The following is a 25,573-nucleotide window of genomic DNA, read 5'->3' on the forward strand; positions in this document are numbered from 1 at the left end:
GGGCCGGGGCCTGCGCCGCGGCCGGTGCGCGTGCTTCTTGCCGACGACCAGGACCTGGTGCGGGCTGGCTTCCGGATGATCCTGGACGCCCAGAAGGACATGGTGGTCGTGGGCGAGGCTGCTGACGGGCAGCAGGCGCTTGTCGCGGCCCAGGCGCTGCACCCGGACGTCATCCTCATGGACGTACGCATGCCCCTCATGGACGGGATCGAGGCCACCCGGGTCCTCGCCCGCAGAGATGCCCAGGTACGCGTGCTGGTCCTGACCACTTTCGACCTCGACGACTACGTGGTCGAGGCGCTGTGCCACGGTGCGTCAGGGTTTCTCCTCAAGGACGTCAGTGCCCCGAGCTCATAGCCGGGGTGCGGGCGGTGGCCCGCGGTGACTCCGTCGTAGCGCCCTCCGCGACGCGGCGCCTGCTCAGCCGGTGGGTCGCAGGCCAGGCCGCCTCCGGCGCCTCCGTCTGCGCTCGCCCCCGGGGGCTACCCGGTCCCAGCGCTGGGGCGCAGGCACCTCCCACGGGCACACCCACCCGCCAGGATGGGCGGCTGGCAGCCCTGAGCGCACGGGAGCGGGAGGTCCTCGCCCTGGTGGGCCGGGCGCTGAGCAACCGGGAGATCGCCGAGCGGCTCGTGGTGGCCGAGTCGACTGTCAAGACCCACATCAACCGGATTCTGCGCAAGCTCGCGGTACGAGACCGTGTCGGCCTGGTTGTCCTGGCCTATGAGACAGGCCTGGTCCGCCCCGGAGACGAGGACTGAGCCTCAGCCCTGACCCGTGGGGAGGAGAGCTGGTGCCACACCCAGTCCAGCCCCGGGTGGAACCTGGTTCGACAGTGTCAGCTCAGGGTTGGAATGACGGGAAAAGCTCTGGATCTCCGTCCAGGCGGGCGCTAGCGTCATGACCGTGACCCCAACCTATTCATCGCCAGCGCCAGGTTCTCTGTCACCCTTAGAGACCGCCGAGGACGCGGGACGGCACCGTCCCGCCCGCCGCTACCAGGTCCTGGACATCCTGCGGGGCTTCGCCCTGTGCGGCATCCTCCTGGTCAACATAGGGGACATTGTGGAGCTCGGCTGGGACCTGCCCGCCGTGGTGGGACAGGAGCCCTCTGCCGCGCAGACGGCGCTGCACTACCTAGTGTCCACCCGTTTTGTGCCGATCTTTGCCTTCATGTTTGGTATGAGCATGACCTTTGTCGCGGACTCTGCCCGTCGACGCGGCTCCTCACCCGGGCGGGTCCTGGCCCGGCGCCTGGGAGTGCTGCTGGTCATTGCTCTGGCACACTCGCTGGTCTACCCCGGGGAGGTCCTCAGAGCCTACGCGATCGTCGGGCTCATGGTGCTGGTTCTGGTGCTGCTGCTTCCCCGCCGCCTCCTGGCGCTGCTGGGGGTGGTGGCTACGGCGGTCAGCTATGCGGTAGCCGGCTCAGGTGTCCTCAATGTCCCTGGCCTGTTTCTTCTCGGCGCGGCGGCTGCGGCCTACGGGCTGCCTGCCTACCTGGAGCGGCCTGACCGTCGTCTGCTGGCAGCCACCGTGGTGGTAGCGCTCCTGACGGTGCCTGCCGTCCTTGCCCAGGTCCACGAGCCCGGTGGTGATCCCCGTTTTGGCACAGCCGGAGGAATCGCCGGCGGGATCATGGCTGTGCTCTACGTGTGCCTGGTGGTCCTGGCCTGCTCGACCTCCCTGCGCAGGCCGCTGGCAGCCCTCCTGGAGCCGTTGGGCCGCACCAGCCTCAGCTGCTACGTGGGAGCCAGCCTCGTCGTGGCACCCATAGGCGTGGTGGCGCACTGGACCGAGAGCCGCGACGTCGTGCCTCTGCTGTGGACGGCCCTGGTCGTGCTCCTCGCCCAGTCCCTCCTGGCGCGGGCGTGGCTGTCCCGCTTCCGTTACGGCCCTCTTGAGTGGATGTGGCGCTGCCTGACCTGGTGGCGGGTCGAGCCCCTGCTCCGCCGGTAGGGGAGGCCTGACCGCTTCCACGCGCCAGCGAGTAGGCGAAGGGCCTGAGGAAGACCAGGGGGAAACGCTTCGCCCTGGCGGAGATGAACTGGCTGGGTGTCACGCCGATGACGGCGGCTGGCTGGTGGCCAGCCGGGTACGTGACTCGCAGCTCGACCGCTCTGCGATATCGACCTGTGATGATCGTCCCAACGGTCTCTCTCGGGCAGATCTCCTGGATGAGGGGCGGCTGGGGTGCTAATGTGCCCCGGACGGCCCGTGGGAACCGGATGGGTCAAGGACCCGGTACGGCCGACGGGGTACGCGTATGACGGAGGAGGAGACGTGCTCAGGCGGATGTGCTGCTGTTGCTGTCACTGACGTAACCGCTTCCGCCCACCTGCCCTGAGACCGTCCCCAGACCAAGACGAGGTGCCTCGTGTCCCCTGCTCCACACCCTGCCCACAGCTCCTCCCCGTCCGGCGCCGCTGCCTCCCCACCACCTGGCCAGCCCCAGGACCCCCTGGTGCGTATCAGCCACGTCACCAAGTACTACGGGGACTTCAAGGCGCTTGACGACGTCAGCCTGGACATCCACCGTGGCGAGGTGGTCGCGGTCATTGGTGCCTCCGGGTCGGGAAAGTCCACCCTGTGCCGCACGGTCAACCGTCTTGAGACCGTCTCAGCAGGCAGCGTCGTCATCGACGGTGTGCCCCTTCCGGAGGAGGGAAGGGAGCTGGCCCGCCTGCGTGCCGACGTCGGCATGGTCTTCCAGGCCTTCAACCTCTTCCCGCACCGCTCGGTGCTGGACAACATCACGCTCGCCCCCACGCGCGTGCGCAAGGTGCCGGTCCCTCATGCGCAGCAACGTGCCCGCGAGCTCCTGGAACGGGTAGGGCTGGCCGACCAGGCTGCCAAGCGGCCCGCCCAGCTCTCCGGAGGCCAGCAGCAGCGCGTAGCCATTGCCCGCGCGCTGGCCATGGATCCCAAGGTCATGCTCTTTGACGAGCCCACCAGCGCCCTGGACCCCGAGATGATCACCGAGGTCCTTGACGTCATCCAGGACCTGGCCACCTCCGGCATGACCATGCTCGTGGTCACCCACGAGATGGGCTTCGCCCGCAGCGTCGCCGACCGCGTCGTCTTCATGGACGCGGGGCAGGTGGTCGAGGAGGCCGAGCCCGCCAGCTTCTTCTCCTCCCCGCGTACCGAGCGGGCGCGTGCCTTCCTGTCCACTGTCCTGAGCCACTGACCCGACCCCCCGAGACCTGCTGACGTCCTGCTGCTGACCCCTTCCACTGATCTCCTCCCGCGACTCCCACCGACCTCCGACCGACCTCTGAGCAACGCGCAGCCGCCCCGGCAGCCGCCGCCAGCCCCTATGAAACCAGCCCCTGCGAAAGGTCTCCTGACATGACTGCCCAGCACGCCCGCCCCGCCCTGACCGTCCCGACTGGCCTGACCCGCCGTCGCCTCCTGGGTGCCAGCGGTGCCGTCTCGCTGGCGGCCGTGCTGGCGGCCTGCGCCGACACCGGTGCCGACGGCCAGGCCGTTGACGCCTCGGGCTCCGGTGGTGCCGACTACGACACCGTCATCAACTCCGGTCCGGTGGCCGCTGACGACGTGGTGGCAGCCTCCTCATGGGCGTCGGCCATCCGTGAGGCCGGGGTGCTCAGGACCGGGGGCACCAAGACCTCCGAGGTCTTCTCCCTGGAGGACGCGACCACTGGTGAGGTCTCCGGCTTCGACGCCGCCTTCGCACAGGCCCTGGCCCGCTACATCATCGGCGGGGACGACGCCCGCTCCCTCCTGGAGGTAACCCAGGTCACCTCTGACACCCGCGAGACCATGATCGAGAACGGGCAGGTGGACGCCGTCCTTGCCACCTACACCATCACCCCCGAGCGCGCTGAGAAGATCGCCTTTGCCGGCCCTTACTACTCCTCCGGCCAGTCCGTCATGGTGCGTGCCGAGGAGACCGGCATCAACGGCGTCGACGACCTGGCTGGCGTGAGGGTGGCCGTCCAGTCCAACTCCTCCTCCGGCCCCGCTCTGGACGAGGCCGCCCCGCAGGCGGAGCAGGTGCCGTTCCAGGAGAACGGCGACTGCGTGGCCGCCCTCGAGGCAGGCCAGGTGGACGCCTACGTCGTCGACCAGTCCCTCCAGCTCAGTGTGATGCAGTCCAACGACGCCGTCACGATCGTGGGCGAGCCCTTCACCGAGGACCCTTACGGCATCGGGCTGCCCAAGGACTCCGACGCCCAGGAGTTCGTCAACACCTTCCTGGAGACCATCTACGAGGACGGCACCTGGGACGCTATCTGGGCGGCCACCATCGGCGCCGTCATGGGCGGTGACGCTCCACAGCCCCCTGCCATCGGCTCCGTCCCCGGCTCACAGGCGGCCGAGGCCTCACCCACCGCGTCGGCTGATGCCTCTGGCACCTCAGATACCGCGACGTCGGAGGCCAGCGACGCTGCGACGTCGGAGGCCACAGACTGACCCGGGGCAGCCCGCCTGACCTGTCCCCAGTCCACACGTGCCGGGTGGCCGGGCCCCGTGGCCCGCACCCGGCCGTCCGGAGGAGGTGCTCGTGACCGTCATCACCGACAATCTTGGCGTGATCGGCCAGGGTCTGGCCACGACCCTTGTGATCGCCATGCTCGGCTTCACGCTTGCGCTGGTGGTCGGTACGCTCATCGCGGTCTTTCGCGTCAGCCCGATCCCGCCGCTGCGGGTCCTGGGCGCCGCCTGGGTGACGGTGGCCTGCAACATCCCGACCCTGTGCCTGATGATCCTGGCGGCCTTCGCCGCCCCGCGTGCCGGGGTGCCGCTGTCCCTGTTTGCGGCAGCTGTCACAGCCATTGTCTTCTCCGCTTCTGGCTTCGTGTGCGAGACGGTGCGCTCCGGTATCAACTCTGTGCCCAAGGGGCAGGTCGAGGCGGCCCGAGCCCTGGGGATGCCCTTCAGGCTGATCATCACCACCGTGGTGCTACCCCAGGCGCTGGCGCGCACCATCCAGCCACTGGTCAACATCTTCATCTCCTGCCTCATCGGCTCCTCGCTGGCTGCCGCCATCGGTGTGCCCGAGCTGACCAACGTCACCCAGCAGCTCAACCTGCGCTACGCGCAGGCGGTGATCACCTTCCTCACCTCGGGCCTGACCTACCTGGCTATCGCCTTCCTTGCCACCAGGCTCGGAGCCGTGCTGGAGCGCCGCGTCACCGGAGGGGAGGCCCGTTCATGAGTCTTCTGACTGCACGCACCTCTTCTCGCCCGCGTGGTACCACTGACGCCGACCTGCTCTTCGATGCTCCCGGCCCCAGGGGACGGCGTCGCATTCTCATCGGCTCAGTAGCCGTCACCCTGGTCCTCGTGGCGCTGGCGGCAGCCGCCCTGGTGCAGCTCGACCAGGCAGGCCAGCTGGCCTATCCCAGGTGGCGCTACTTCCTGGGGCAGTCGGTCGTCAGCTATCTCGGCCGCGCACTGGCTGACACCCTGCTCGTCACCGTTGTGGGTGCCGCCTTGTCCTTCCCCCTGGGGATCGGCCTGGGCTGGGCGCGCATGAGCCGCTCCACGGTGGTGCGCCTGGTGGTCGGCACCTGGATCGACGCCATGCGCGCCGTCCCCATGCTGCTGCTTATCTACTTCTTCCTGCTGGCGGTGCCGCGCTGGGGGCTGACGCTGTCACCGTTGTGGATGCTGACCGTCCCCGTCATCATGTGCTCCTCGGCGACCACAGCGGAGGTGTTCCGCTCCGGGGTGGCCGCCCTGGACCGGGGGCAGAGCGAGGCGGCCTTGGCGCTGGGGCTGAGCCGGGGCCAGACCATGCGCCTGGTGCTGGCCCCTCAGGCGCTGCGCCTGATGCTGCCGACCCTGGTCACCCAGCTGGTGACGATCCTCAAGGACTCCTCGCTGGGCTACGTGGTGGCCTACGCCGAGCTCATGTACGCGGGGCGCCTGCTGGTGTCCTCCGCGCGGGTCAGTGCCCACCTCGACGTGTACCTGCCCGCCTACGTCATCATCGCGGTGGTCTACGTGCTCGTCAACTGGGCGCTGGGTGCGCTGGCGCGGCGTGTGGAGGCGCGTACCCGCTGAGCTCCCGCCCTACAGGCATCGTCTCGTAGCGAGCGCGGCTACGACGCAGGTGTGTGTCACTACAGGCGGGGTGGCTTCGTCATGGCAGCTGGTCCAGCAGGGCGAGAGGGAGGGATTGAGATCCTAGGTGGGCACAGGGTCGAGGACCCAGATCCGGGTGAGCAGGTTACGGTTGGTTTGGGTGGTGGTGCTCCGGGCTGGTTGTCTGAGTCTCCCGCAGTGGCTGCACCAAGGATCGCCGAGTAGGAGGCGGTCGTGGACGTCGCCGCAGCCTAGGAGCGTAGCCAGGCCCAGAGATCCGGGTCTGCGGATCGAGCCACCCTGCTCAAGGATGTCACGGTCAGTGACGTGCTCGATGTAGGAGTCGAGCTGGACGGCTCTCGCCCGGGCCGTCAGCGCGCTCACCGGGACAGGTCGCGGTGCTGGTAGGCGACCAGGCCCAGGAACGTGCCGACCAGGCCGACTGCGGCCTGCACTGCTAGCGGCATCCAGTCGGGGTCGCTGACGACGTCAAGGTGGTGCCCCACCACGCTCAGTTCCTGAGCCCACCGGGGCAGCTCCACCAGGCCGCCGAGCAGCCGTGCGAAGGCGCTCCAGGCAATCACTGCCCACACGATCCCGAAGCGCCGCGGCGCCACGCCGATCACTGCCAGGGTGATGCCAATCGCCGCCAGCACTCCGGGCAGCTGGCTGACGGTGAACACGAAGGCCCGCTCCACAGCATGGTCCGCGGTTACCTGCGTGGCCGTGGCAGTGGCCAGCACCGTCCCGCACAGCACCAGCAGGACGGCCGCTACCACCACCGCCGAGGCGGCCTGGGTCAGGAACAGGCGCCAGCGCGGCATCCCGACGGCGACCTCAGCATCCACCAGCCCGGCGGTCTCATCGGTGGCCAGCCGGCCCGCCTGCCCAGTCGCCGCCACCGCGATCAGCAGTACCAGCAGCACGGTCATCAACGACATGAACTGCGCCATCACGCCGACATCGGCCTGCACCAGCACGTCCACATAGGCGGCGATGCGGTCATCCCGCATCATCTCCAGGATACTCTCGGTCGTAGAACCGAATAGCGCTGAGAAGCAGGCCACTGCTGCCGTCCATATCAGGGTTGTGCGTGTGGACAGGCGCGTGAGTAGGTCGGCGTAGCCGTGGATCCGCCAGCGGCGTCGGCTGGTGGCTCGGTCGGGGAGGTAGCCACCCGCATACTCCCGGTGGGCGTACAGCGCCCCGGCGGTCGCCACCAGCACCCCGCATATCGCGGTGCACGCCGCCAGTGGGACGGGGTCGTCGTCGGTGTAGGGGGCGACCAGGTCGCGCCAGCCTAGCGGTGTGGTCCACCGCAGCCAGGCGGCACCGGATTCATCGGCCAGCACCCGCACCACGAAGGCAGCTCCAACGCATGCCAGTGCCAGAGGGCGGGCGCCGGCAACGCTGCGTGCCAACTGGCAGACCACGGCGGCCAGCCCCGCGAAGCCCCAGCCGACGATCGCGGTCACTCCTGCCAGCGCCCAGGCGCCCGGCGCGGTCAGTGCCTCAATCCCGTGTGCCTCGGCCATGAGCGTGCTGCCCACGAAGGCGGCCAGGACGCCGACCGCCGCCCAGGTCACCAGTACCGGGGCCAGGAAGGGCACCCACCTCCCGGCGCCCGCGCTGCGCAACAGCTCGGTCAGGCCCTCGTCCTCGTCCGCGCGCATCAGGCGGCAGGTCAGCAGCACCGCCATGAGCGCCGTGCACACGAGCAGGTAGGTGGCGCCCTCCCACTCCACCAGCTGGCCTATCGTGCCTGGTTCGGGGAGCTCTCCGTACAGCAGGCGGGTGCCGGGGGAGGCGCGCAGCGCCTCAACCACCGCATTGCCGCCCGCACCACCGGCGCTGTCGGCGTCGGAGAAGTAGGCGTCCTGATACGTCGGTGCGAAGGAAGCCATACCCAGCCACAGGGGAAGGATCCAGGCCAGCACCTGCACGCGCAGCCTCCGGGCGGTCAGCCGCAGCGCGTGGCCCATACCACGCAGGTCATCGTGGTGGATCATCCGCGTACCTCCTCGTAGTGACGCAGGAACAGGTCCTCCAGGCTCGCTGGCCGACAGCTCACGTCGGTGGCTCCCTGCGCGGCGACGGCCGCCAGCACCTGGGGGACACGGGCGGGAGTCACCTGCACGCTCAGGCGGCCGTCCTCTACCGACACATCGCCTTCCAGCTGCGGCAGCGATGCCGCGATGCCGCGCAGCTGATCCGTGTTGCCGCCGACCTCGATCCGGGTACGGGCCAGCTGCTGCAGCCGGGTCAAGTCGCCTTGCTCCACCACACGCCCGTCCTTGATGATCGTTACGGCGCTGCACAGGCGCTGTACCTCGGCGAGGATATGGCTGGACAACAGCACGGTGCGCCCCTGGGCCGCGGCGCGGGTCACCTCATCCATGAATACCTGTTCCATCAGCGGGTCCAGGCCACTGGTCGGCTCGTCGAGAATCAGCAGGCTGGTGGGTGCGGCCAGTGCCGCAACCAGTGCCACCTTCTGCCGGTTGCCCTTGGAGTAGGTGCGTACCTTCTTGCTCGGGTCCAGGGCGAAGCGCTCGATCAGCTCCTTCTCCCGGGCACGGTCTCGCCTACCGCGCAGACCTGCCAGGGCGTCGAGCGCCTGCCCGCCGGTCAGGCTCGGCCACAGGGCCACGTCCCCGGCCACGTAGGAGATCTCTCGGTTGATCTCAGGGGCTGCCCGTCGTGGGTCGGCGCCATGTACCCGCACCGTGCCGCCGTCGGGGTGGTACAGGCCCAGCAGAGTACGGATCGTGGTGGACTTGCCTGCTCCGTTCGGGCCGAGGAAGCCGTGCACCTGGCCGACGGCGACCTTCAGGTCCAGCCCGTCCAGGGCGGTGAAGCGCCCAAAGCGCTTGACCAGGCCCTGGACACGAATCGGGGTGCCGGATGGATTCGTGGCGCCGACGGCGCGGCCCCTGTCTTTGCGTGCTGTCACCAGTGGTGTCCTTTCATGGGAGTGCGAGTGGTGGGATCGGGATCAGGGACGGTCCGGAGGGGGACCGCTTATAACGCGGGCTCGTCACCGGCCAGGCGTTTAAGGACGACGGCAAACTCCGGGTCCGTCATGAGCAGCTTGAGGAATCGGTTGAGGTACAGGTGCTGCGCCGGTCCGGTGTAGGCGTCGGTGATCATCTGGGTCAGCCGCCAGGTGGTGCGCCCCGGCGCCCCGGCCGGAAAGCCCGCGAACGCGGCCAGCGCCGCACGTCGGTGCCGGAGGGTGTACTCCCAGGTCTCCTCGGCCAACTGGATGGCCGAGGTGCGGGCGACGTCCCCATGCAGCTGCTCCAGGCGGGCGATCTCCGTGTAGATGCGCACCCCTGCTTCCCAGTCCGTGGAGTCCAGCTCGGCCAGGAAGGCGTTGATGCTGTCGGGGACAAGGTCCAGGGCAGCCAGGGCCGTCACTACCTGCCGCTCGGCCCGCAGTCCGCGGGCGTTCAGGCCCGCCTCGTCAAGACGTGCCTGGACGGCGTCGTAGAAGCGCACCAGCAGCTGGGGGATGGGCTCGAGCCCCTCCCCGTCCTCGACCCGGGCTATCAGCTCCTCGATGCGGGCCTCCTGCGCCTGCAGCCCACGGCGGCGTGCCAGGATCTCCTCGCGGGTGGCCCGTAGACTGCCCAGCACCGAGTCGCGGTCGGTGCCTCCTGGGTCCTGAGCGAGTACCTCGGCAATCTGCGCCAGGGGCAGCCCGCCCTCGGCCAGCCAGCGTATCCGCATGAGCCGGGCCAGGTGCGCGACGCCGTACTCGCGCTTCCCGTGCACGGTTGGCGGTACCGGCAGCAGCCCGAGCCGGTGGTAGTGGCGCACCGCCCGCGGGGTGGTACCGGCCAGGTCGGCGATCTCCTTGACGCGCATGCATCCATCCCAGCAGGTGACGCCGCGTCACCGTCAAGTTCTACGTCACTGCCAGGCCCTGTGCGTGACCGCGTCCACGTGACGTGTGGTCATGCTGTGCTGGTGCCGTGCGGGTGGTGCGGGTGCCACGGTCCCGAGACGATTTCGGGCGCTCCTGCGCAACAGACTAGTCTGGCCCAGACTACTCTGGACACTCTGACCCACCTGGTGGAAGGCAACCGCATATGACTGACGCCCCCGGTGCGCTCTCGCCGACGGACGAGGTCGGCGTCAACGCCCTCGTCGAGCAGGCCCTGGCCGCCGTCGACGCTGCCGACAGCCTGGCCGGGCTCAAGGAGGCGCGCCTGGCCTACCTCGGCGACGCCTCTGCCCTGGCCCTGGCCAACCGGGAGATCGGTCGGCTCCCGGACCGTGCCGCCAAGGCCGCCGCCGGCAGGCTGCTCGGCGGTGCTCGCGGCCGCATATCCGCCGCCCTGACCGAACGCCAGCAGGTGCTCGAGGCCCAGGCCGAGGCGAACATGCTGGCCACCGAGGCCGTCGACGTCACCGTGCCCACCGCCCGCACCACGCCGGGCGCCCGTCATCCCCTGGACGTCCTCGTCGACGAGGTCTGCGACCTCTTTGTCGCCATGGGCTGGTCCATTGCCGAGGGGCCGGAGGTCGAGCACGAGTGGTTCGACTTTGACGCCCTCAACTTCGACACCGACCATCCCGCCCGCCAGATGCAGGACACCTTCTACGTCCAGGGTGAGTCCGTGGGCGCTGCTCCCGGGCACCCCTCCAACCTCGTCCTGCGCACCCACACCTCGCCGGTGCAGGCCCGGGTCATGCTGGAGCAGGATCCGCCCATCTACGTGGCGTGCCCGGGCAAGGTGTTCCGCTCTGACGAGCTGGACCAGACCCATACCCCGGTCTTTCACCAGGTTGAGGGCCTGGCGGTGGACAAGGGTCTGACCATGGCTCACCTCAAGGGCACCCTCGACCACTTTGCCAGGGCGATGTTCGGTCCTGAGGCCCGTACCCGCCTGCGCCCCTCCTTCTTCCCCTTCACCGAGCCCAGCGCCGAGATGGATCTGTGGTTCCCGCAGAAGAAGGGCGGAGCTGGCTGGATCGAGTGGGGCGGCTGCGGCATGGTCAACCCCAACGTCCTCACCGCCTGCGGCATCGACCCCGAGGTCTACACCGGGTTCGCCTTTGGGATGGGCCTGGAGCGCACCCTCATGCTGCGCCACGGTATCGCCGACATGCACGACATTGTCGAGGGCGACATCCGCTTCTCCCAGCAGTTCGGTACTACCGGAAGGGGACACTGACATGCCCTACGTCCCGATCGAGTGGCTGCGTGACCACGTCGAGGCTCCTGCCAGCCTGACCGCCGCCCAGCTGGCCGTCGACCTGGTGCGGGTGGGCCTGGAGGAGGAGCAGATTGTCCCCCCGGCGGTCACCGGGCCGCTCGTCGTGGGCAGGGTCCTCACCCGCGAGGTCTTTACCGCCTCCAACGGCAAGAGCATTGGCTACTGCCGGGTTGACGTGGGCCCGGAGCACAACGACGCACCCGGCACCGGCAAGGAGCCCAGTGATCTTCCCAGCCGTGGCATCGTGTGCGGTGCCCACAACTTTGACGCCGGGGACCACGTGGTGGTCAGCCTGCCCGGGGCCGTGCTGCCTGGTGACTTCGCCATCTCCGCACGCAAGACCTACGGCCACGTCTCCGACGGGATGATCTGCTCCGAGCGCGAGCTCGGCCTCGGCGACGATCACTCCGGCATCATCGTGCTCGAGCGCTGGCTCGCCGCCCACGGTCGAAAGGACGAGTCCGTCCCGGCCCCGGGCGCCGACGCCACCAGGCTGCTCGGTCTGGGGCAGGAGGTCCTGGAGGTCAACGTGACCCCGGACCGCGGCTACTGCTTCTCCATGCGCGGGATCGCCCGTGAGTACTCCCACGCCACCGGCGCCCGCTTCACTGACCCGGCTGACGTTACCAGTCCGGACCTCTTCCCCGCAGGTGTGGCCCCCGCAGGCCGGGACGGCTTCCCCGTCCTCCTCGCCAAGGACACTGCTCCCGTTCACGGTCGCCCCGGCGTGGACCGCTACGTGGCCCGGGTGGTGCGCGGCATCGACCCCGGCGCTGCCTCCCCGCAGTGGATGCAGGACCGCCTGGTGGCCGCTGGCATGCGCCCGATCAGCCTGGCGGTAGATGTCACTAACTACGTCATGCTCGACCTGGGCCAGCCGCTGCACGCCTTCGACCTGGACAGGCTGTCCGGCCCGATCGTGGTGCGCCGTGCCAGGCAGGGTGAGGCGCTGACCTTCCTCGACGACGTCACCCGGGTCCTCGACCCCGAGGACCTGGTCATTGCTGACTCCCCGGACGGTGAGGGCTCCCGCGCCCTGGTGCTGGCCGGCGTCTTTGGTGGCGCAGCGGCGGAGGTCGGCCAGGACACTACCGACGTCCTCATCGAGGCCGCCCACTTCGACGCCGTGTCCGTGGCCCGCTCAGCGCGTCGCCACAGGCTGCCTACCGAGTCCTCTCGGCGCAACGAGCGCGGTGTCGACACCGCCCTCGCCCCGGTCGCCGCCCAGCGCGCCGTCGACCTGCTGGTCCGCTACGGCGGTGGCACTGCCGAACCGGTCGCCACCGACGTCGACCGCACGGCGAACCCTGAGCCGGTCGTCATCCGCGCTGACTCTGCCGAGCGCCTGACCGGGGTGGCCTACGGTGCTGCCCGGGTAACTGAGCTGCTGCGCCGCGTGGGCTGCACGGTGGAGCCTGTTGGCGTCGATGCCGACGGCAGCGAGCTGCTTTCGGTGACTCCGCCTACCTGGCGGCCTGACCTGGTGGGGGCCGCCCACTTCGCCGAGGAGGTCGCCCGGCTCGACGGGTACGACAACATCGCCTCCACGCTCCCGGCGGTGTCGGCGGGAACCGGCCTGAGCCCGCGGCAGCGGGCGCGTCGTGACGTGGTACAGGCGCTGGTCGGAGCGGGCATGACCCAGGTGCTGTCCTACCCGTTCATCGGTGACGTGCACGACCGTCTGGGTATACCTGCGAAGGACCCTCGCCGCCAGTGCGTGCGCCTGGCCAACCCCCTGTCCGAGGACGCGCCCCGGCTACGCACCTCGGTGCTGGACTCACTGGTCGGTGCGGCCAGCCGCAACGTGTCGAGGGGCTACCAGATGTCGCCGTCTTCGAGGTCGGCAGGGTCACGCTGCCAGAGGGGACGGTCCCCGCGCCGATTCCCGGTGCGGCCCAGCGGCCCAGTCCCGAGGAGGTCGCGGCCCTCCACGCGGGTGTCCCCCTGCAGCCCACGCACGTGGGTGCGGTCATGGTGGGCCAGCGGGAGCACGTTGGCGTACTGGGTGCCGGACGGGCCTGGGACTGGGCCGACGCGGTCCAGCTCGTGCGCGTCGTCACCAGCGCCCTGGGCCTTACCGTGGACGTTCGCGCCCCCGAGGAGCCCCCTGCTCCCTGGCACCCTGGTCGTAGCGCCGAGGTGCGTCTGAGCACCCACCAGGGCCGTGGACCTCTGGCCGGTGCCGACCCTGCTAGTCGTCCCGGCGTCCTCCCCGGCTCTCCCGGTGCCGTGGTCGCCTACGCCGGGGAGCTCCACCCCCGTGTCGTGCGTGAGCTGGGCCTGCCCGAGCGCGCCTGTGCCGTTGAGATCGACCTGGACGCGCTCCTGGACGCGGTGCAGGCCTCCGATGTCCTTCAGGTCAGGGCGGTGTCCACCTTCCCGGCTGCCAAGGAGGACATCGCCCTGGTGGTCGAGGAGTCCGTGAGTGCTCGCGCGGTGGAGGAGGTCGTGCGCCGTGCAGCGGGAGACCTGACGGAGCAGGTCCGTCTCTTTGACGTCTTCCGTGGCCCCCAGCTGGGTCAGGGAAGGAAGTCCCTGGCCTTCTCCCTGGTGCTGCGTGCTCCGGACCGGACACTGACGGCCCAGGAGACGGCTGCTGTACGCAAGCGTGTCGTCAAGCGCGCTGCTGCGACGCTAGGGGCCCAGTTGCGCGGGTAGGCCGGTCCTGTGGCTCTGGACACACCGGGCGGGTACGGGGCCTGGAGGCAGGCGCGGGTCTCCTGCGTCATGAATACTTGCCGCTATGAGACTCCTGCTGACGTCCTCCTCCCGCCACGGCTCCACTGACGAGGTCGCTGCCGTCATCGCCGAGCGGCTGCAGGGCGCGGGTATTGACGTTGACACCTGCAAGCCGGAGGAGGTCGAGTCAGTAGACGGTTACGACGCCTTCGTGCTGGGCAGCGCCGTCTACATGACGCAGTGGACGCCGGAGGCGGTCGAGTTCACCAGGCGCTTCAGCGACGTCCTGTCGGCCAGCCCGGTGTGGGCCTTCTCCGTGGGCCTGTCGGGTCTGCCCCAGGGCAAGGTCTCCGACCCCAAGCGTATCGGCCCCGTCCTGCTGGCTATCGAGCCTGAGGACCACATGGTGTTTCCGGGGCGCTTCGACCCCGGTCGGCTGTCGCTCAGGGAACGGTCGATTGCCCGGCTGGGGGGCGCCTCGGAGGGTGACTTCCGCGACTGGGACCAGGTCCGCCAGTGGGCTGACGCCATCGCCGCCTCACTGGTCGGCTGAGCCTGACGGGAGTCCTGACGAGGCTGCGGGCCGGGCCGCACGGGCAGGTCTCGTACGGCGGTCGTTGTGACGGATGTAATGCCCGCTGGCACGCCTTGCAGTTTCGTATCTCTATGCAAGACGTCGTATGGTTCCTGCATGACCTGGACAGCAGCAGTTGCCGGCGCTACCGGCTACGCCGGCGGGGAGGTTCTGCGCCTCCTGGTGGCTCACCCGCAGATCGAGGTCGGCGCAGTGACGGCGGCGTCCTCGGCCGGAACATGTCTGGGGCAGCACCATCCCCACCTGATGGGGCTGGCGCAGCGTACGGTGGAACCTACTGACCCCGCCAGGCTCGCTGAGCACGACGTCATTGTCCTGGCCCTGCCCCACGGTGCCTCCGGTGAGGTGACCGCCGCTGTCGAGGAGGAGGCGGCCCGCCGTGGTACCTCGCCCCTGGTCATCGACTGCGGTGCGGACCACCGGTTAGTGGACCCCGAGGCGTGGACCGCCTTCTACGGCTCGCCGCACGCGGGTGCGTGGACCTACGGAATGCCTGAGCTCCTCCACGCGGGTGAGGCCGTCGCCCGGGCGCAGCGCACCCAGATCGCAGCTACCAGCAGGCTGGCTGTCCCGGGCTGCAACGTGACGGCAGTGACCCTGGCGCTCCAGCCGGGCGTGGCGGCCGGCCTGGTCGACTGCTCCCAGGGCGCGGCAGCGCTGACAGCGGTCCTCGCCGTGGGCTACTCAGGTGCTGGTAAGGCCCTCAGGCCCCACCTGATGGCGGCGGAGGGCATTGGCGGCGCCCAGCCCTATGCCGTGGGCGGGACCCACCGCCACATCCCCGAGATCATCCAGAACCTGGCCGTGGCGGGGGCGCAGGCTGGGGACCTCCGCCTGTCCTTCACCCCGGTGCTGGTCCCCATGAGCCGGGGGATCCTGGCCACTGTGACCGCGCCGGTGACCCGCGAGGTCCGCCAGGCCGCGGACCCGGGGCCGTGCTGCGCCAGGCCTGGGAGGAGGCCTATGGTGGCCCGGGGGCGGGGGAGAGGCTGGTTCACCTCCTGCCTGTAGGGACATGGCCTACCACTGCATCGGTGTCAGGCAGTGGTGTAGCCGTTGTCCAGGTCACCTTTGACCCGGTAGCAGGTGCCGCCACCGCGATGTGCGCTATCGACAATCTTGGCAAGGGTACCGCCTCTGCTGCGGTCCAGTGCCTCAACCGAGCTCTTGGTCTGCCAGAGACTGAGGGTGTGATCACCGAAGGAGCCGCTCCATGAGTGTCACGGCAGCACAGGGGTTTCGGGCCGCAGGCGTCGCCGCGGGCCTCAAGCCCTCGGCAGCCCCGGACCTCGCGCTGGTCGTCAACGACGGCCCCCACGACGTCGCCGCGGGAGTCTTCACCACTAACCGGGTGGTGGCCGCACCCGTGGTGTGGTCCCGGCAGGCTCTAGCCCCCGCCTGCGGGCAGGAGGGGGGGCGTGCTAGGGCGGTCGTCCTCAACTCGGGGTCGGCCAACGCCTGCACCGGGGTCCAGGGGGTACGCGACACCGAGGCCACCGCCATGCACGTGGCCGGCCTGCTGGGGTGCGACCCTGCGGAGGTCCTGGTGTGCTCCACCGGAGTCATCGGCGAGCCTCTCGACATGCCGCGTCTCCTGGACGGTGCCGACGTAGCGGCGCTCTGCCTGGAGGCCACCGCTGATGCTGGCACTGCGGCCGCCACCGCCATCATGACCACGGACACGGTCTCCAAGGAGGAGGCGCTCACGGTGGGCTCAGGCCCGGGCCGCTGGACTGTCGGCGGCATGATCAAGGGCGTGGGTATGCTTGCACCGGCTATGGCCACTATGCTGGCTGTGGTCACCACGGACGCGGTGGTTACTCCCGATGCTGCCCGGCAGGCCCTGAGTGCGGCGGCTGCCCGCACTCTTAACCGCATCAGCTCTGACGGCTGCATGTCCACCAACGACACTGTCGTGCTGCTTGCCTCCGGCGCCTCCGGCGTCCCCGTCTCCCAGGAGGAGTTTGAGGATGCCGTGACCGAGCTCCTGGCCCGCCTGGGCCGCAGGCTGGTTGCTGACGCTGAGGGGGCCACGCACGATATTGCCGTCACTGTCGCAGGCGCCGTCAGCGAGGCCGCCGCAGAGGCTGCCGCCCGCACGGTCGCTGCCTCCACCTTGCTGCGGTGTGCCGTGGCCGGCCAGGACCCGAACTGGGGCCGGGTGCTGGCCCAGCTGGGCACCGTGCCCGAGTCGGTCTGCCCCTTCGACCCTGACCAGGTGGACGTGGCGATCAACGGCGTGACCGTCTTCCGTCACGGGAACGTGGGCGAGGACCGCTCCCACGTGGACATGACCCCCCGTGAGACCCGCATCGACATCGACCTTCACTCCGGGCAGGCCCAGGCCACGGTATGGACCAACGATCTTACTCACGACTACGTCTCGATCAACGCGGACTACACCACATGACCACATCCGACGCCGAGCACTCTGGCTCCCCGGACCCCTCCGGGTCTTCTGACACTGCTGACACCATGGCTGCCCGGCGGGGACCTCGGCCATCGATCCCCGTCTCAAGGCATCGGTCCTCCTGGAAGCCGTGCCCTGGCTACGCACCTACAAGGGGCCACCATGGTCATCAAGTACGGTGGCAACGCCATGGTGGACGACGACCTCAAGCGGGCCTTCGCCCAGGACGTCCTCTTTCTGCACCAGGTAGGGGTCAGGCCTGTCGTTGTCCACGGGGGCGGCCCCCAGATCAACGCGATGCTGAGTCGGCTTGGTATTGAGCCGGAGTTTCGCGGCGGCCTGCGCGTGACCACCCCGGAGGTCATGGACGTGGTTCGCATGGTGCTGACCGGGTCCGTCCAGCGCGAGCTCGTCTCCCTGCTGAACAAGGACGGGTCGGCAGCAGTCGGTATCAGCGGGGAGGACGGGGGCCTCCTGCGGGCTCGGCGTCGTCCTGCCTCTGTCGGGGGTGAGGAGGTGGACGTGGGTCTGGTCGGCGACGTCGTCGAGGTCAGTCCCCAGCCCATCACTGACCTGCTTGACCAGGGACGGATCCCCGTCATCTCGTCGGTGGCGCCGCTGGCCGAGGACTCCTCCACCGTCCTCAACATCAACGCGGACACTGCGGCGGCGGCTATCGCGGTAGCCCTGGGAGCCAGGTCCCTTATGATGCTGACCGACGTGGAGGGCCTCTACTCCGCCTGGCCGGACCGAGGTTCCCTGGTCCCGTTCATCAGCGCCTGTGCGCTGGAGAAGTTGCTGCCCACTCTTGAGTCAGGCATGATCCCCAAGATGGAGGCGTGCCTGCGGGCGGTGCGCGGAGGGGTCGGCCAGGCCCATGTGGTCGACGGCCGCCAGGCCCACTGCATGCTCCTGGAGATCGTCACCGACGAGGGCGTGGGCACCGTCATCCACCCCGGGGACGCCCCGGTACCACCCTTGAACGGAGGTAGGAGCCTGTGAGCGCCTCGGCTGCCACGACGCCAGCCGCACACGCCCTGGGTGAGGGCGGCGGCAGTAACCAGGCCTGGAGCGCGCGCTATGCCCAGGCGGTGATGAACACCTTCGGCGTCCCGGAGCGGGTCCTGGTCCGGGGGCAGGGGACCTCGGTGTGGGACGCCGACGGCACGCGGTACACGGACATGCTGGCCGGCATCGCTGTCAACTGCCTGGGCCACGCCCACCCCGCGGTCCTTCAGGCAGTCAGTGACCAGCTCAGCACGCTGGGACACGTGTCAAACTTCTTCACCACCCCGGCCCAGGTGCGTCTGGCTGAGGAGCTGTGCTCCTTGGTCTTCCCCCAGGAGGGGCAGGAAGTCCATGACGTACGAGTCTTCCTGTCCAATTCCGGCACAGAGGCCAACGAGGCGGCCCTCAAGATCGCTCGCAGGTACGGGGGTCCGGCCCGCTCCCGGGTGCTGGCATTGGAGGACGCCTTCCACGGCAGGACGATGGGTGCCCTGGCCCTGACGCACAAAGCGGCCTACCGGGAGCCTTTCGAGCCTCTGCCGGGGGGAGTGGAGTTCCTGCCTGTCGGCGACGTTGCGGCCCTGCAGCAGGCTATGGGGCCTGACGTCGCTGCGGTCTTTGTTGAGCCTGTACAGGGTGAGGCCGGGGTTCGGGAGCTGCCCAGCGGGTACCTGGAGGCTGTCCGTAGCCTCACGACGCAGGCAGGCGCCCTGCTGGTCCTTGACGAGGTCCAGTCGGGGATGGGACGTACTGGAGCGTGGATGGCGCACCACCTCGTGGCCCCGGGTGTCGTTCCTGACGTGGTGACCCTTGCCAAGGGGCTGGGTGGCGGCATCCCGGTGGGTGCTGTCGTGGCACGTGGGGAGGCAGCCTCCCTCCTGGGGCCAGGCCAGCACGGCACCACCTTCGGGGGCAACCCGGTTGCCTGCGCTGCAGCCTTGGCCGTGATCGCCACGATCCGCGAGGAGAGGCTGCTGGAGCACGTCAGTGCCCTGGGAGCGCAGTGGGCGGCTCAGCTGGCCACGGTTCCCGGTGTCAGTGAGGTGAGGGGGCGTGGCCTCCTGCTGGGTGTTGGCCTGGTGGATGACTGTGCCCCGGCCAGCGAGGTCGCTGAGGCCCTTGCCCGGGAGGGGTTCATCGTGAACGCACCGCGCCCCGACACCATCCGGCTGGCCCCGCCCCTTATCGTCTCCCAGGAGGAGACGAACGCCTTGACCACAGCCCTGGCCAGGGTCCTGGCCTCGCGGGAGGGGGACTGATGAGCAGCGCTGCCGCGGGCGAGGACACCGGCGGCGACCAGCCTGGGACGGTTCCCGGGACAAAAGCCGCTCGGCACGTGCTGATCGCCCAGATCCTCTCCCGGTCATGGATCCGGTCGCAGGCGGAGCTGCGCGACGCCCTGGCTGCGCGGGGGGTCAGCGCCACCCAGGCCACCCTGTCCCGTGACCTGGTCGAGCTGAGAGCGACCAAGGTGCGCTCGGCAACCGGGGTGCCGGTCTACTCGCTTCCCGAGGTGGGGGCACCGGGGCAGGTCGCGGCGGTCGGCAGCCGCAGCTCGGACTCTGAGTCCCTGTCCGACTACGTGACTGCCCGACTGACACGGTGGTGCGCGGACCTGCTGGTCGCCGCCGAGTTCTCCGGCAGTCAGGTGGTGCTGCGTACCCCTGCAGGCGCTGCCCAGCTGCTGGCTGGCGCTGTTGACGACGCGATGATGCCCGGGGTGCTGGGCTGCATCGCCGGTGACGACACAGTCCTGGTGATTACCCGCAGCGAGCAGGACTCCGCCGAGCTTGTCGCCCTGCTCCTAGCCCTGGCGGAACCAGCATCCCGACGATAGGCCGGGCGCTCCTGCCCGGCTGCCTGGGCTGGTTGCGGGTCCCCTACCGGCGTCGCGCACCGCCACCCCTTCACGCCGACAGGCTTTCTTGCCCTCCCATCCTGACTTCTACTTTTTCCTGCTCTCGTTACTGTCCGCACTGTCTCCAAGGAGGTTTCCCATGAGCGCTAGCACGGACCGTGTCGTCCTGGCCTACTCCGGTGGCCTGGACACCTCGGTGGCCATTGGATGGATTGCGGAGCGGACCCGACGAGAGGTCGTTGCCGTGTGTGTGGATGTCGGTCAGGGGGGCGAGGACCTTGGGGTCGTGCGTCAGCGGGCACTGGACTGCGGCGCTGTCGAGGCCTACGTAGCCGACGCTCGTGAGGAGTTCGTCAACGACTACTGCGTGCCGGCGCTCAAGGCCAACGCCTTGTACGAGGGCCGCTACCCCCTGGTGTCTGCCTTGTCCCGGCCTTTGATCGCGCGGCACCTGGTCAGGGCGGCGCGGGAGTTCGGTGCCGGGACCGTGGCTCACGGCTGTACCGGCAAGGGCAACGACCAGGTGCGGTTCGAGGTCTCAATCACCTCAATGGCGCCTGACATGGACTGCCTGTCTCCGGTGCGGGACCTGGCGCTGACCCGAGACGTAGCCATCGGCTACGCGGAGGAGCACTCCCTGCCGATCGAGACCACGAGGCACAACCCGTTCTCCATCGATCAGAACGTCTGGGGCCGTGCCATTGAGACCGGGTTCCTGGAGGACCTGTGGAACGCTCCGACCAAGGACGTCTACGTCTACACCGACGACCCCACTTACCCGCCGTTGCCCGACGAGGTCGTCATCACCTTTGAGCGGGGGGTACCGGTGGCGCTGGACGGTCGGCCCGTCACGCCGCTGGAGGCCGTTCAGGAGCTCAACCGGCGTGCGGGCGCCCAGGGGGTCGGGCGTATTGACATGGTGGAGGACCGTCTAGTGGGCATCAAGTCCCGTGAGATCTACGAGGCGCCTGGAGCGGTTGCGCTCATTGAGGCGCACCAGGCCCTGGAGGCCGTCACGCTGGAGCGCCAGCAGCGGCGTTACAAGAGACAGATGGAGCAGGCCTGGAGCGACCTGGTCTACGAGGCGCAGTGGTACTCCCCGCTCAAGCGCTCCATGGACGCCTTCATCGAGGACACCCAACGCCACGTCTGCGGTGACATCCGCATGGTCCTGCACGGAGGACGGGCGACGGTGACCGGCCGCAGGACGGACACGGGCCTGTATGACTTCGGCCTGGCTACCTACGACACCGGCGACACCTTCGACCAGTCCTCGGCCCGGGGCTTTATCGAGATCTACGGGCTCCAGTCGCGTCTCGCGGCGGCACGGGACCTGCGGTCGGGTGACGTCGAGGCCTTCTGAGGCCTTCGAAGGTTGCTGCTAAGACCTGTTACGGGGAAGACCGGGTGGTCGGGCCTCGCGCGCCGCAGCGCGTCGTGCGGGGCCCGACCTCACAGCTCCAGGGTGCTCGTATCCAGGGTGCTCGTACTCGTCAGGAGCGGGTAGCCTTCGGCTTCTGGCTGCCTTCCGCCTGTGCGGCTGGCTGGGAGGCTGCGTGCCGACGCAACCAGCGGGAGTCGTCGTTGGCGTAGGCGTAGTAGGCGCCGATAAGCAGCCCGCCACCCACAAAGTTGCCCAGCAGCGCGACGGCGACGTTGCCCATGGCCAGGGGGACCTCGATCCCGTGCGTCATGCCCACTACGGTGAACAGGACCGTGTTGGCCACGGAGTGCTCCAGGCCGAGAAAGGCGAAGACGAACACCGCCATGATCATCGAGAAGATCTTGGACCAGTCCTCGTGGATGAAGCCGTTGTAGATGAGCAGCATCGCCAGGTTGATCATGAAGTTGCACAGGATCGCTCGCACGAGGAGGTCACCGATACCACTGGCGGAGGACAGGTAGGCGAGCTTGGTCTCCACGGAGTGCACTGCCTGGTCCCCGGTACTACCACCCAGCAGGGAGGAGAAGCGGTAGAGCAGGGCAAAGCCCAGCCCGCCCAGGAAGTTGCCCAGCAGGCACATGCCCAGGACCCTCAGTCCCCTCCACCAGGAGATCCTGCGGTAGTACCCGCCGATGACTACCACCATCATGTTGGAGGTCAGCAGCTCAGAGCGGGTGTAGTAGATGAACACCAGTGCCGGCCCGAAGCACAGGGCGCCGAGGACACGTCCCACGCCCGCCAGAGACGCGCCGCCCACGGACAGCTCGTCAAAGGTCCCCACGATCGCGTAGTTGACCACGTAGAACACTGCGACGATCATCCCGGCCATGGCGGCCCGCATAAGATAGCGATGGGCGATCGTCCCGGTCATGCGGGTCTTGGTCTCCAGGGCCTCCAGAACGGTGGAGATGAACTGCTTGCCGGGGAACAGGGGGTTGGACGGTGTGTCAGCCATGGGTCCTATGCTGTCACGTAGCAGGCCGGTGGCGGCTGCTCGTAGCGGCTGGCCCAGGGGATACAGGTACTGGCTCCACGCACGGCGATAGACCATCATGGTCCCATGAGCAGCGAGGACCCCAGCCAGCCAGCACCTCACCCTCCGGGCGCCCAGTCTTCCCAGGCTTCCGGGACCGGCGGCCTGTGGGGTGGGCGCTTCTCCGGCTCCCCGGCTCAGGCCCTGGCCGCGCTGAGCGTGTCAACGCACTTCGACTGGCGTCTAGCCCGGTACGACCTTGCGGGCTCCCGGGCGCACGCTCGCGCCTTGCATCGGGCAGGGCTCCTTGACGATGGCCAGCTCCACGCGATGGTGGACGCCCTGGACCGCCTGGAGGACGACGTCGTCTCCGGCCGTTTCTGCCCGCTTCCTGCTGACGAGGACGTCCATACCGCACTGGAGCGCGGACTTATCGAGCGCGCGGGGGCTGACCTGGGAGGGCGTCTGCGTGCCGGACGCTCCCGCAACGACCAGATCGCCACCCTCATCCGCATGTACCTGCGTGACCAGGCCCGTCACCTTGCCGGTCGCATGCTCGACGTCGTCGACGCCCTCATAGACCAGGCCGCCTGGGCGCAGGACCGTGTCATGCCGGGGCGCACCCACATGCAGCACGCCCAGCCCGTGCTCATCGCCCACCAGCTGCTGGCGCACGCCTGGCCGCTCATGCGCGACGTGGAGCGGCTGGAGGACTGGGATGTCCGTGCAGCTGTCAGCCCCTACGGCTCGGGCGCCCTCGCTGGTAGCACCCTAGGCCTCGATCCTGACGTCGTTGCCGCTGAGTTGGGCTTCGACTCCGCGGCGGACAACTCGATCGACAGCACGAGCGCGCGCGACGTGGTGGCGGAAATGTCCTTTGTCCTGGCAATGACCGCTGTGGACCTGTCGCGCCTGAGCGAGGAGCTCATCATCTGGGCCACGAAGGAGTTCGGGTTTGTCACTCTTGACGACGCCTACGCGACGGGCTCGTCGATCATGCCGCAGAAGAAGAACCCCGACGTCGCCGAGCTGGCCCGGGGAAAAGCGGGACGGCTCATCGGCGACCTGGCGGGACTGCTGGCCACGCTCAAGGCTCTGCCTCTGGCCTACGATCGTGATCTCCAGGAAGACAAGGAGCCGGTCTTTGACGCGGTCGACACCCTGGACGTTCTTCTGCCTGCGGTAACGGGCATGGTGCGCACGATGACGCTGGACTACCGGCGTATGGCCGATCTGGCGCCGCAGGGGTTCTCCCTGGCCACCGACATCGCCGACTGGTTAGTCAGGCAGGGCGTACCCTTCCGGCAGGCCCACGAGGTCGCTGGCGCCTGCGTGCGTACCTGTGAGCGGCGCGGCATCGAGCTGTGGGACCTGAGCGAGGAGGACCTGCAGGGTATCGACCCCCGCCTGGGGCCGGGAGTGCGGGAGGTCCTGTCCGTGGAGGGCTCGGTAGCAGCCAGGTCCGCCCACGGTGGGACGGCGCCGGTGCGTGTGGTTGAGCAGCTGGCCCGGGCGGTGGAGCACAGCGCCGAGCTGAGGGGCTTTGCCTGGGAGGGCTCCCTTGCGTGGCAGGTGGATAGGCCGGGGAGAGGTAGCGTGGGCAGCGCGTCTGGCTCAGGCAGATTGGCGGTGCCGACGCAGGTCCGTGACCTTCTTGAACACGACCCTGTGGAAGTAGCTGCTCGTCTTCTGGGCTCGGTCATTACCTCGTCTACCTCACGGGGGCGGTCAGCGTCCGGCTCACAGAGGTCGAGGCCTACCGGGGTGAGGAAGACCCCGGATCACACGCCTACAGGGGGAGGACGCCCCGCAACGCCTCGATGTTCAAGGCCGCCGGGCACGTCTACGTGTACTTCACCTACGGCATGCACCACTGCCTCAACCTCGTCTGCGGCCCGGCGGGCCAGGCCCGCGCCGTCCTTCTGCGCGGGGGAGAGGTCGCTGGCGGGCATGCCCTGGCCCGGTTGCGCCGGCCTGCTGCCCGCACGGATCGTGACCTGGCGCGTGGGCCAGCGCGCTTGTGCGCCGCCCTTGGCCTGACCCGTGATGATGACGGGACCTGCCTGGGTCCGCCCGGGTCGCACCTGCACCTGCTGCTGCCCACGCGCCAGGACCAGCCGGCCGTGGAGCGGATTCGTCGTGGGCCGCGCACGGGTGTGTCCGGCCCTGGCGGGGACGGCTCTGTCTTTCCCTGGCGGCTGTGGATCGATGGCGAGCCCACCGTCTCGCCCTATAGGCCCGCTCGGCCACAGCCGCGCAGGAGGGGCTGATGGGCGGCTCGACGCGCCCGTGGCGCAGCCTGTTTCCTGAGAGCTACTGGAACCACAACGCTGCCTTCCACGGCGAGCTGGTGGCCCCGGGGTGCAGGCTCCTCGTTATCGGGCTGGCCGCCAGAAAGTCCGTGGCGGACTGGGCTCTGGATCTCCTGGGAGTGGTGCCGACTCGTTGTGCGAGCCTGTGGTACCACGAGACCCCCGACATTGATGTGCCTACAGCACCGGCACGCGAGTCGTTGCGCCACATCGGCGCCACAGCGCGGCGTACCCTGCCTGGCGCTCGTGTACGGCGGCGGTTCTACTGGCGCTACTCAATTGTGTGGGACCGGCCGGATCGGCAGCAGTGGTGACGGCGGCGGCGACCAGGATGGCTGGATCATCCCCGCTACCGGCCCGTGACATCCTGAGAGCCCTGGGCGCCGAGCTGGGGGAGGCTCCGGCCTGGCCAGCACAGTCTCCTTTCGAGTACGTGTGCGGGATCGTCCTGGTGCAGAACGCGGCCTGGACGAACGTCGAGCGCGCGTTGGCGCTGTTGCGTGAGGCGACTGGCTTCGACCCCGAGCGCCTGCTCTGCCTGTCCGACACCGAGCTGACCGCGCTGATCCGTCCTGTCGGCTTCATGCGAGCAAAGTCCCGGGCGCTGCGCGGCTATGCCGCGTGGATGCTCTCGCCAGTTGGCCAGGCAGCCTGGGGCCTGGACGACGACGCGCTTCGGTCTGTGCTACTGGCCCTGCCCGGCATCGGACCGGAGAGCGCTGATGTCGTCGCCCTCATGGTCTTCGGTCGGCGTCGCTTCATCTTCGACACCTACGGGCGGCGGCTGCTGCAGCAGGCCGGGTACGATGTCGGCCGCGACTACGAGACCACCAGAAGGGCACTGGAGACAACCATTGGTGCCGAGCACCTGACCCACGCCGAGCTGGTGGCCCTGCACGGGCTTGTCATCAAGGCGGGGCAGCGTGCCCGTGCTGCTGGCGGCTGGGAAGTTTACGGACCCAGGATCGGTATTGGCGTGTCCTCGTCGTGAGGGTGGTACCACCGGTACGCG

Annotated in this window: 18 protein-coding genes and 6 pseudogenes; 19 read left to right on the forward strand and 5 right to left on the reverse strand. The window is 69.0% G+C overall.

Going from position 1 to position 25,573, the window contains the following annotated elements; genetic code table 11:
* Positions 1-75 precede the first annotated feature (75 nt).
* From D5R93_RS14970 to D5R93_RS05340, 6 genes and pseudogenes are all read left to right on the forward strand, one after another.
* A pseudogene (locus tag D5R93_RS14970) lies at positions 76-761 on the forward strand (response regulator).
* Positions 762-906: 145 nt separating this feature from the next.
* Entirely contained in the window at positions 907-1,959 is a 1,053-nt protein-coding gene (locus tag D5R93_RS05320; protein WP_243106969.1) for a DUF418 domain-containing protein, read from the forward strand.
* Positions 1,960-2,464: 505 nt separating this feature from the next.
* Positions 2,465-3,190: an amino acid ABC transporter ATP-binding protein gene (locus D5R93_RS05325; RefSeq protein ID WP_120205827.1), complete on the forward strand. Its 726-nt coding sequence runs from the start codon at positions 2,465-2,467 to the stop codon at positions 3,188-3,190.
* A 161-nt stretch (positions 3,191-3,351) separates the two neighbouring features.
* Complete coding sequence (locus tag D5R93_RS05330) at positions 3,352-4,440, forward strand: glutamate ABC transporter substrate-binding protein (RefSeq protein WP_120204199.1); 1,089 nt, start codon at positions 3,352-3,354, stop codon at positions 4,438-4,440.
* A gap of 91 nt (positions 4,441-4,531) precedes the next feature.
* Positions 4,532-5,185 (forward strand): amino acid ABC transporter permease, encoded by a 654-nt coding sequence (locus D5R93_RS05335; protein WP_120204201.1) that lies wholly within the window; start codon positions 4,532-4,534, stop codon positions 5,183-5,185.
* Positions 5,182-6,036 (forward strand): amino acid ABC transporter permease, encoded by an 855-nt coding sequence (locus D5R93_RS05340; protein WP_120204202.1) that lies wholly within the window; start codon positions 5,182-5,184, stop codon positions 6,034-6,036. The genes D5R93_RS05335 and D5R93_RS05340 overlap by 4 nt, the downstream gene beginning before the upstream one ends.
* A 123-nt stretch (positions 6,037-6,159) precedes the next feature.
* Here the strand turns inward: D5R93_RS05340 and D5R93_RS05345 are convergent, their stop codons facing one another.
* The 4 genes from D5R93_RS05345 to D5R93_RS05360 form a co-directional block, all read right to left on the reverse strand.
* Positions 6,160-6,441, reverse strand: coding sequence for a hypothetical protein (locus D5R93_RS05345; RefSeq protein ID WP_119837197.1), 282 nt, complete (start codon positions 6,439-6,441; stop codon positions 6,160-6,162).
* Positions 6,438-8,066, reverse strand: a complete 1,629-nt coding sequence (locus tag D5R93_RS05350) for an ABC transporter permease (RefSeq protein WP_120204204.1) — start codon at positions 8,064-8,066, stop codon at positions 6,438-6,440. The genes D5R93_RS05345 and D5R93_RS05350 overlap by 4 nt, the downstream gene beginning before the upstream one ends.
* The gene (locus tag D5R93_RS05355; RefSeq protein WP_243106970.1) at positions 8,063-9,010 is read right to left on the reverse strand and encodes an ABC transporter ATP-binding protein; all 948 of its coding nucleotides are present in this window, start codon (positions 9,008-9,010) and stop codon (positions 8,063-8,065) included. Before D5R93_RS05355 ends, D5R93_RS05350 begins: the two co-directional genes overlap by 4 nt.
* Positions 9,011-9,078: 68 nt before the next feature.
* A complete protein-coding gene (locus tag D5R93_RS05360) occupies positions 9,079-9,927 on the reverse strand; it encodes a MerR family transcriptional regulator (RefSeq protein ID WP_120204206.1) in 849 nt (282 codons plus the stop codon).
* 224 nt (positions 9,928-10,151) lie between these two features.
* Here D5R93_RS05360 and pheS point away from each other — a divergent pair, with 224 nt between their 5' ends.
* The 9 genes and pseudogenes from pheS to D5R93_RS05405 all read left to right on the forward strand — a co-directional run bounded on the left by pheS (position 10,152) and on the right by D5R93_RS05405 (position 21,195).
* On the forward strand, positions 10,152-11,240 hold the full coding sequence (pheS, locus tag D5R93_RS05365) for a phenylalanine--tRNA ligase subunit alpha (protein ID WP_119837194.1): 1,089 nt from the start codon (positions 10,152-10,154) through the stop codon (positions 11,238-11,240).
* Between the two features lies 1 nt (position 11,241).
* Positions 11,242-13,940, forward strand: a pseudogene (pheT, locus tag D5R93_RS05370) (phenylalanine--tRNA ligase subunit beta).
* Positions 13,941-14,025: 85 nt separating this feature from the next.
* Positions 14,026-14,514, forward strand: a complete 489-nt coding sequence (locus D5R93_RS05375; RefSeq protein ID WP_119837192.1) for a flavodoxin domain-containing protein — start codon at positions 14,026-14,028, stop codon at positions 14,512-14,514.
* 138 nt (positions 14,515-14,652) lie between these two features.
* A pseudogene (argC, locus tag D5R93_RS05380) lies at positions 14,653-15,773 on the forward strand (N-acetyl-gamma-glutamyl-phosphate reductase).
* Entirely contained in the window at positions 15,770-16,966 is a 1,197-nt protein-coding gene (gene argJ / locus D5R93_RS05385; RefSeq protein ID WP_119837190.1) for a bifunctional glutamate N-acetyltransferase/amino-acid acetyltransferase ArgJ, read from the forward strand. Before argC ends, argJ begins: the two are co-directional and overlap by 4 nt.
* A 91-nt stretch (positions 16,967-17,057) precedes the next feature.
* Positions 17,058-17,968, forward strand: a pseudogene (gene argB / locus D5R93_RS05390) (acetylglutamate kinase).
* The gene (locus D5R93_RS05395) at positions 17,965-19,233 is read left to right on the forward strand and encodes an acetylornithine transaminase (protein WP_120204209.1); all 1,269 of its coding nucleotides are present in this window, start codon (positions 17,965-17,967) and stop codon (positions 19,231-19,233) included. Before argB ends, D5R93_RS05395 begins: the two are co-directional and overlap by 4 nt.
* Positions 19,233-19,811, forward strand: a complete 579-nt coding sequence (locus D5R93_RS05400; RefSeq protein ID WP_119837188.1) for an arginine repressor — start codon at positions 19,233-19,235, stop codon at positions 19,809-19,811. Before D5R93_RS05395 ends, D5R93_RS05400 begins: the two co-directional genes overlap by 1 nt.
* Before the next feature lie 160 nt (positions 19,812-19,971).
* Positions 19,972-21,195 carry an argininosuccinate synthase gene (locus tag D5R93_RS05405; RefSeq protein ID WP_120204212.1) on the forward strand — a complete coding sequence of 408 codons (1,224 nt, stop codon included), beginning with the start codon at positions 19,972-19,974 and terminating at the stop codon, positions 21,193-21,195.
* A gap of 130 nt (positions 21,196-21,325) precedes the next feature.
* Here the strand turns inward: D5R93_RS05405 and D5R93_RS05410 are convergent, their stop codons facing one another.
* Entirely contained in the window at positions 21,326-22,231 is a 906-nt protein-coding gene (locus tag D5R93_RS05410; RefSeq protein WP_119837213.1) for a formate/nitrite transporter family protein, read from the reverse strand.
* Positions 22,232-22,336: 105 nt separating this feature from the next.
* On the opposite strand from D5R93_RS05410, the pseudogene argH reads away from it, so the two are divergent.
* From argH to D5R93_RS05430, 4 genes and pseudogenes are all read left to right on the forward strand, one after another.
* Positions 22,337-23,812: pseudogene (gene argH / locus D5R93_RS05415) on the forward strand (argininosuccinate lyase); the annotation flags it as partial.
* 60 nt (positions 23,813-23,872) lie between these two features.
* A pseudogene (locus D5R93_RS05420) lies at positions 23,873-24,519 on the forward strand (DNA-3-methyladenine glycosylase).
* Positions 24,519-24,875 (forward strand): hypothetical protein, encoded by a 357-nt coding sequence (locus D5R93_RS05425; RefSeq protein WP_120204214.1) that lies wholly within the window; start codon positions 24,519-24,521, stop codon positions 24,873-24,875. The pseudogene D5R93_RS05420 and the gene D5R93_RS05425 overlap by 1 nt, the downstream one beginning before the upstream one ends.
* On the forward strand, positions 24,845-25,552 hold the full coding sequence (locus tag D5R93_RS05430) for a base excision DNA repair protein (protein WP_243106971.1): 708 nt from the start codon (positions 24,845-24,847) through the stop codon (positions 25,550-25,552). Before D5R93_RS05425 ends, D5R93_RS05430 begins: the two co-directional genes overlap by 31 nt.
* Positions 25,553-25,573 lie beyond the last annotated feature (21 nt).

The organism is Actinomyces lilanjuaniae, from assembly GCF_003606385.1.
In the GTDB taxonomy this organism is placed as follows: domain Bacteria; phylum Actinomycetota; class Actinomycetes; order Actinomycetales; family Actinomycetaceae; genus Actinomyces; species Actinomyces lilanjuaniae.

Coding starts and splice junctions, on each gene's coding strand:
- D5R93_RS05330 (WP_120204199.1), top strand. CDS start 3,352: ATGACTGCCCAGCACGCCCGCCCCGCCCTGACCGTCCCGACTGGCCTG.
- D5R93_RS05340 (WP_120204202.1), top strand. CDS start 5,182: ATGAGTCTTCTGACTGCACGCACCTCTTCTCGCCCGCGTGGTACCACT.
- D5R93_RS05350 (WP_120204204.1), bottom strand. CDS start 8,066: ATGATCCACCACGATGACCTGCGTGGTATGGGCCACGCGCTGCGGCTG.
- D5R93_RS05360 (WP_120204206.1), bottom strand. CDS start 9,927: ATGCGCGTCAAGGAGATCGCCGACCTGGCCGGTACCACCCCGCGGGCG.
- pheS (WP_119837194.1), top strand. CDS start 10,152: ATGACTGACGCCCCCGGTGCGCTCTCGCCGACGGACGAGGTCGGCGTC.
- D5R93_RS05375 (WP_119837192.1), top strand. CDS start 14,026: ATGAGACTCCTGCTGACGTCCTCCTCCCGCCACGGCTCCACTGACGAG.
- argJ (WP_119837190.1), top strand. CDS start 15,770: ATGAGTGTCACGGCAGCACAGGGGTTTCGGGCCGCAGGCGTCGCCGCG.
- D5R93_RS05400 (WP_119837188.1), top strand. CDS start 19,233: ATGAGCAGCGCTGCCGCGGGCGAGGACACCGGCGGCGACCAGCCTGGG.
- D5R93_RS05405 (WP_120204212.1), top strand. CDS start 19,972: ATGAGCGCTAGCACGGACCGTGTCGTCCTGGCCTACTCCGGTGGCCTG.
- D5R93_RS05410 (WP_119837213.1), bottom strand. CDS start 22,231: ATGGCTGACACACCGTCCAACCCCCTGTTCCCCGGCAAGCAGTTCATC.
- D5R93_RS05425 (WP_120204214.1), top strand. CDS start 24,519: ATGGGCGGCTCGACGCGCCCGTGGCGCAGCCTGTTTCCTGAGAGCTAC.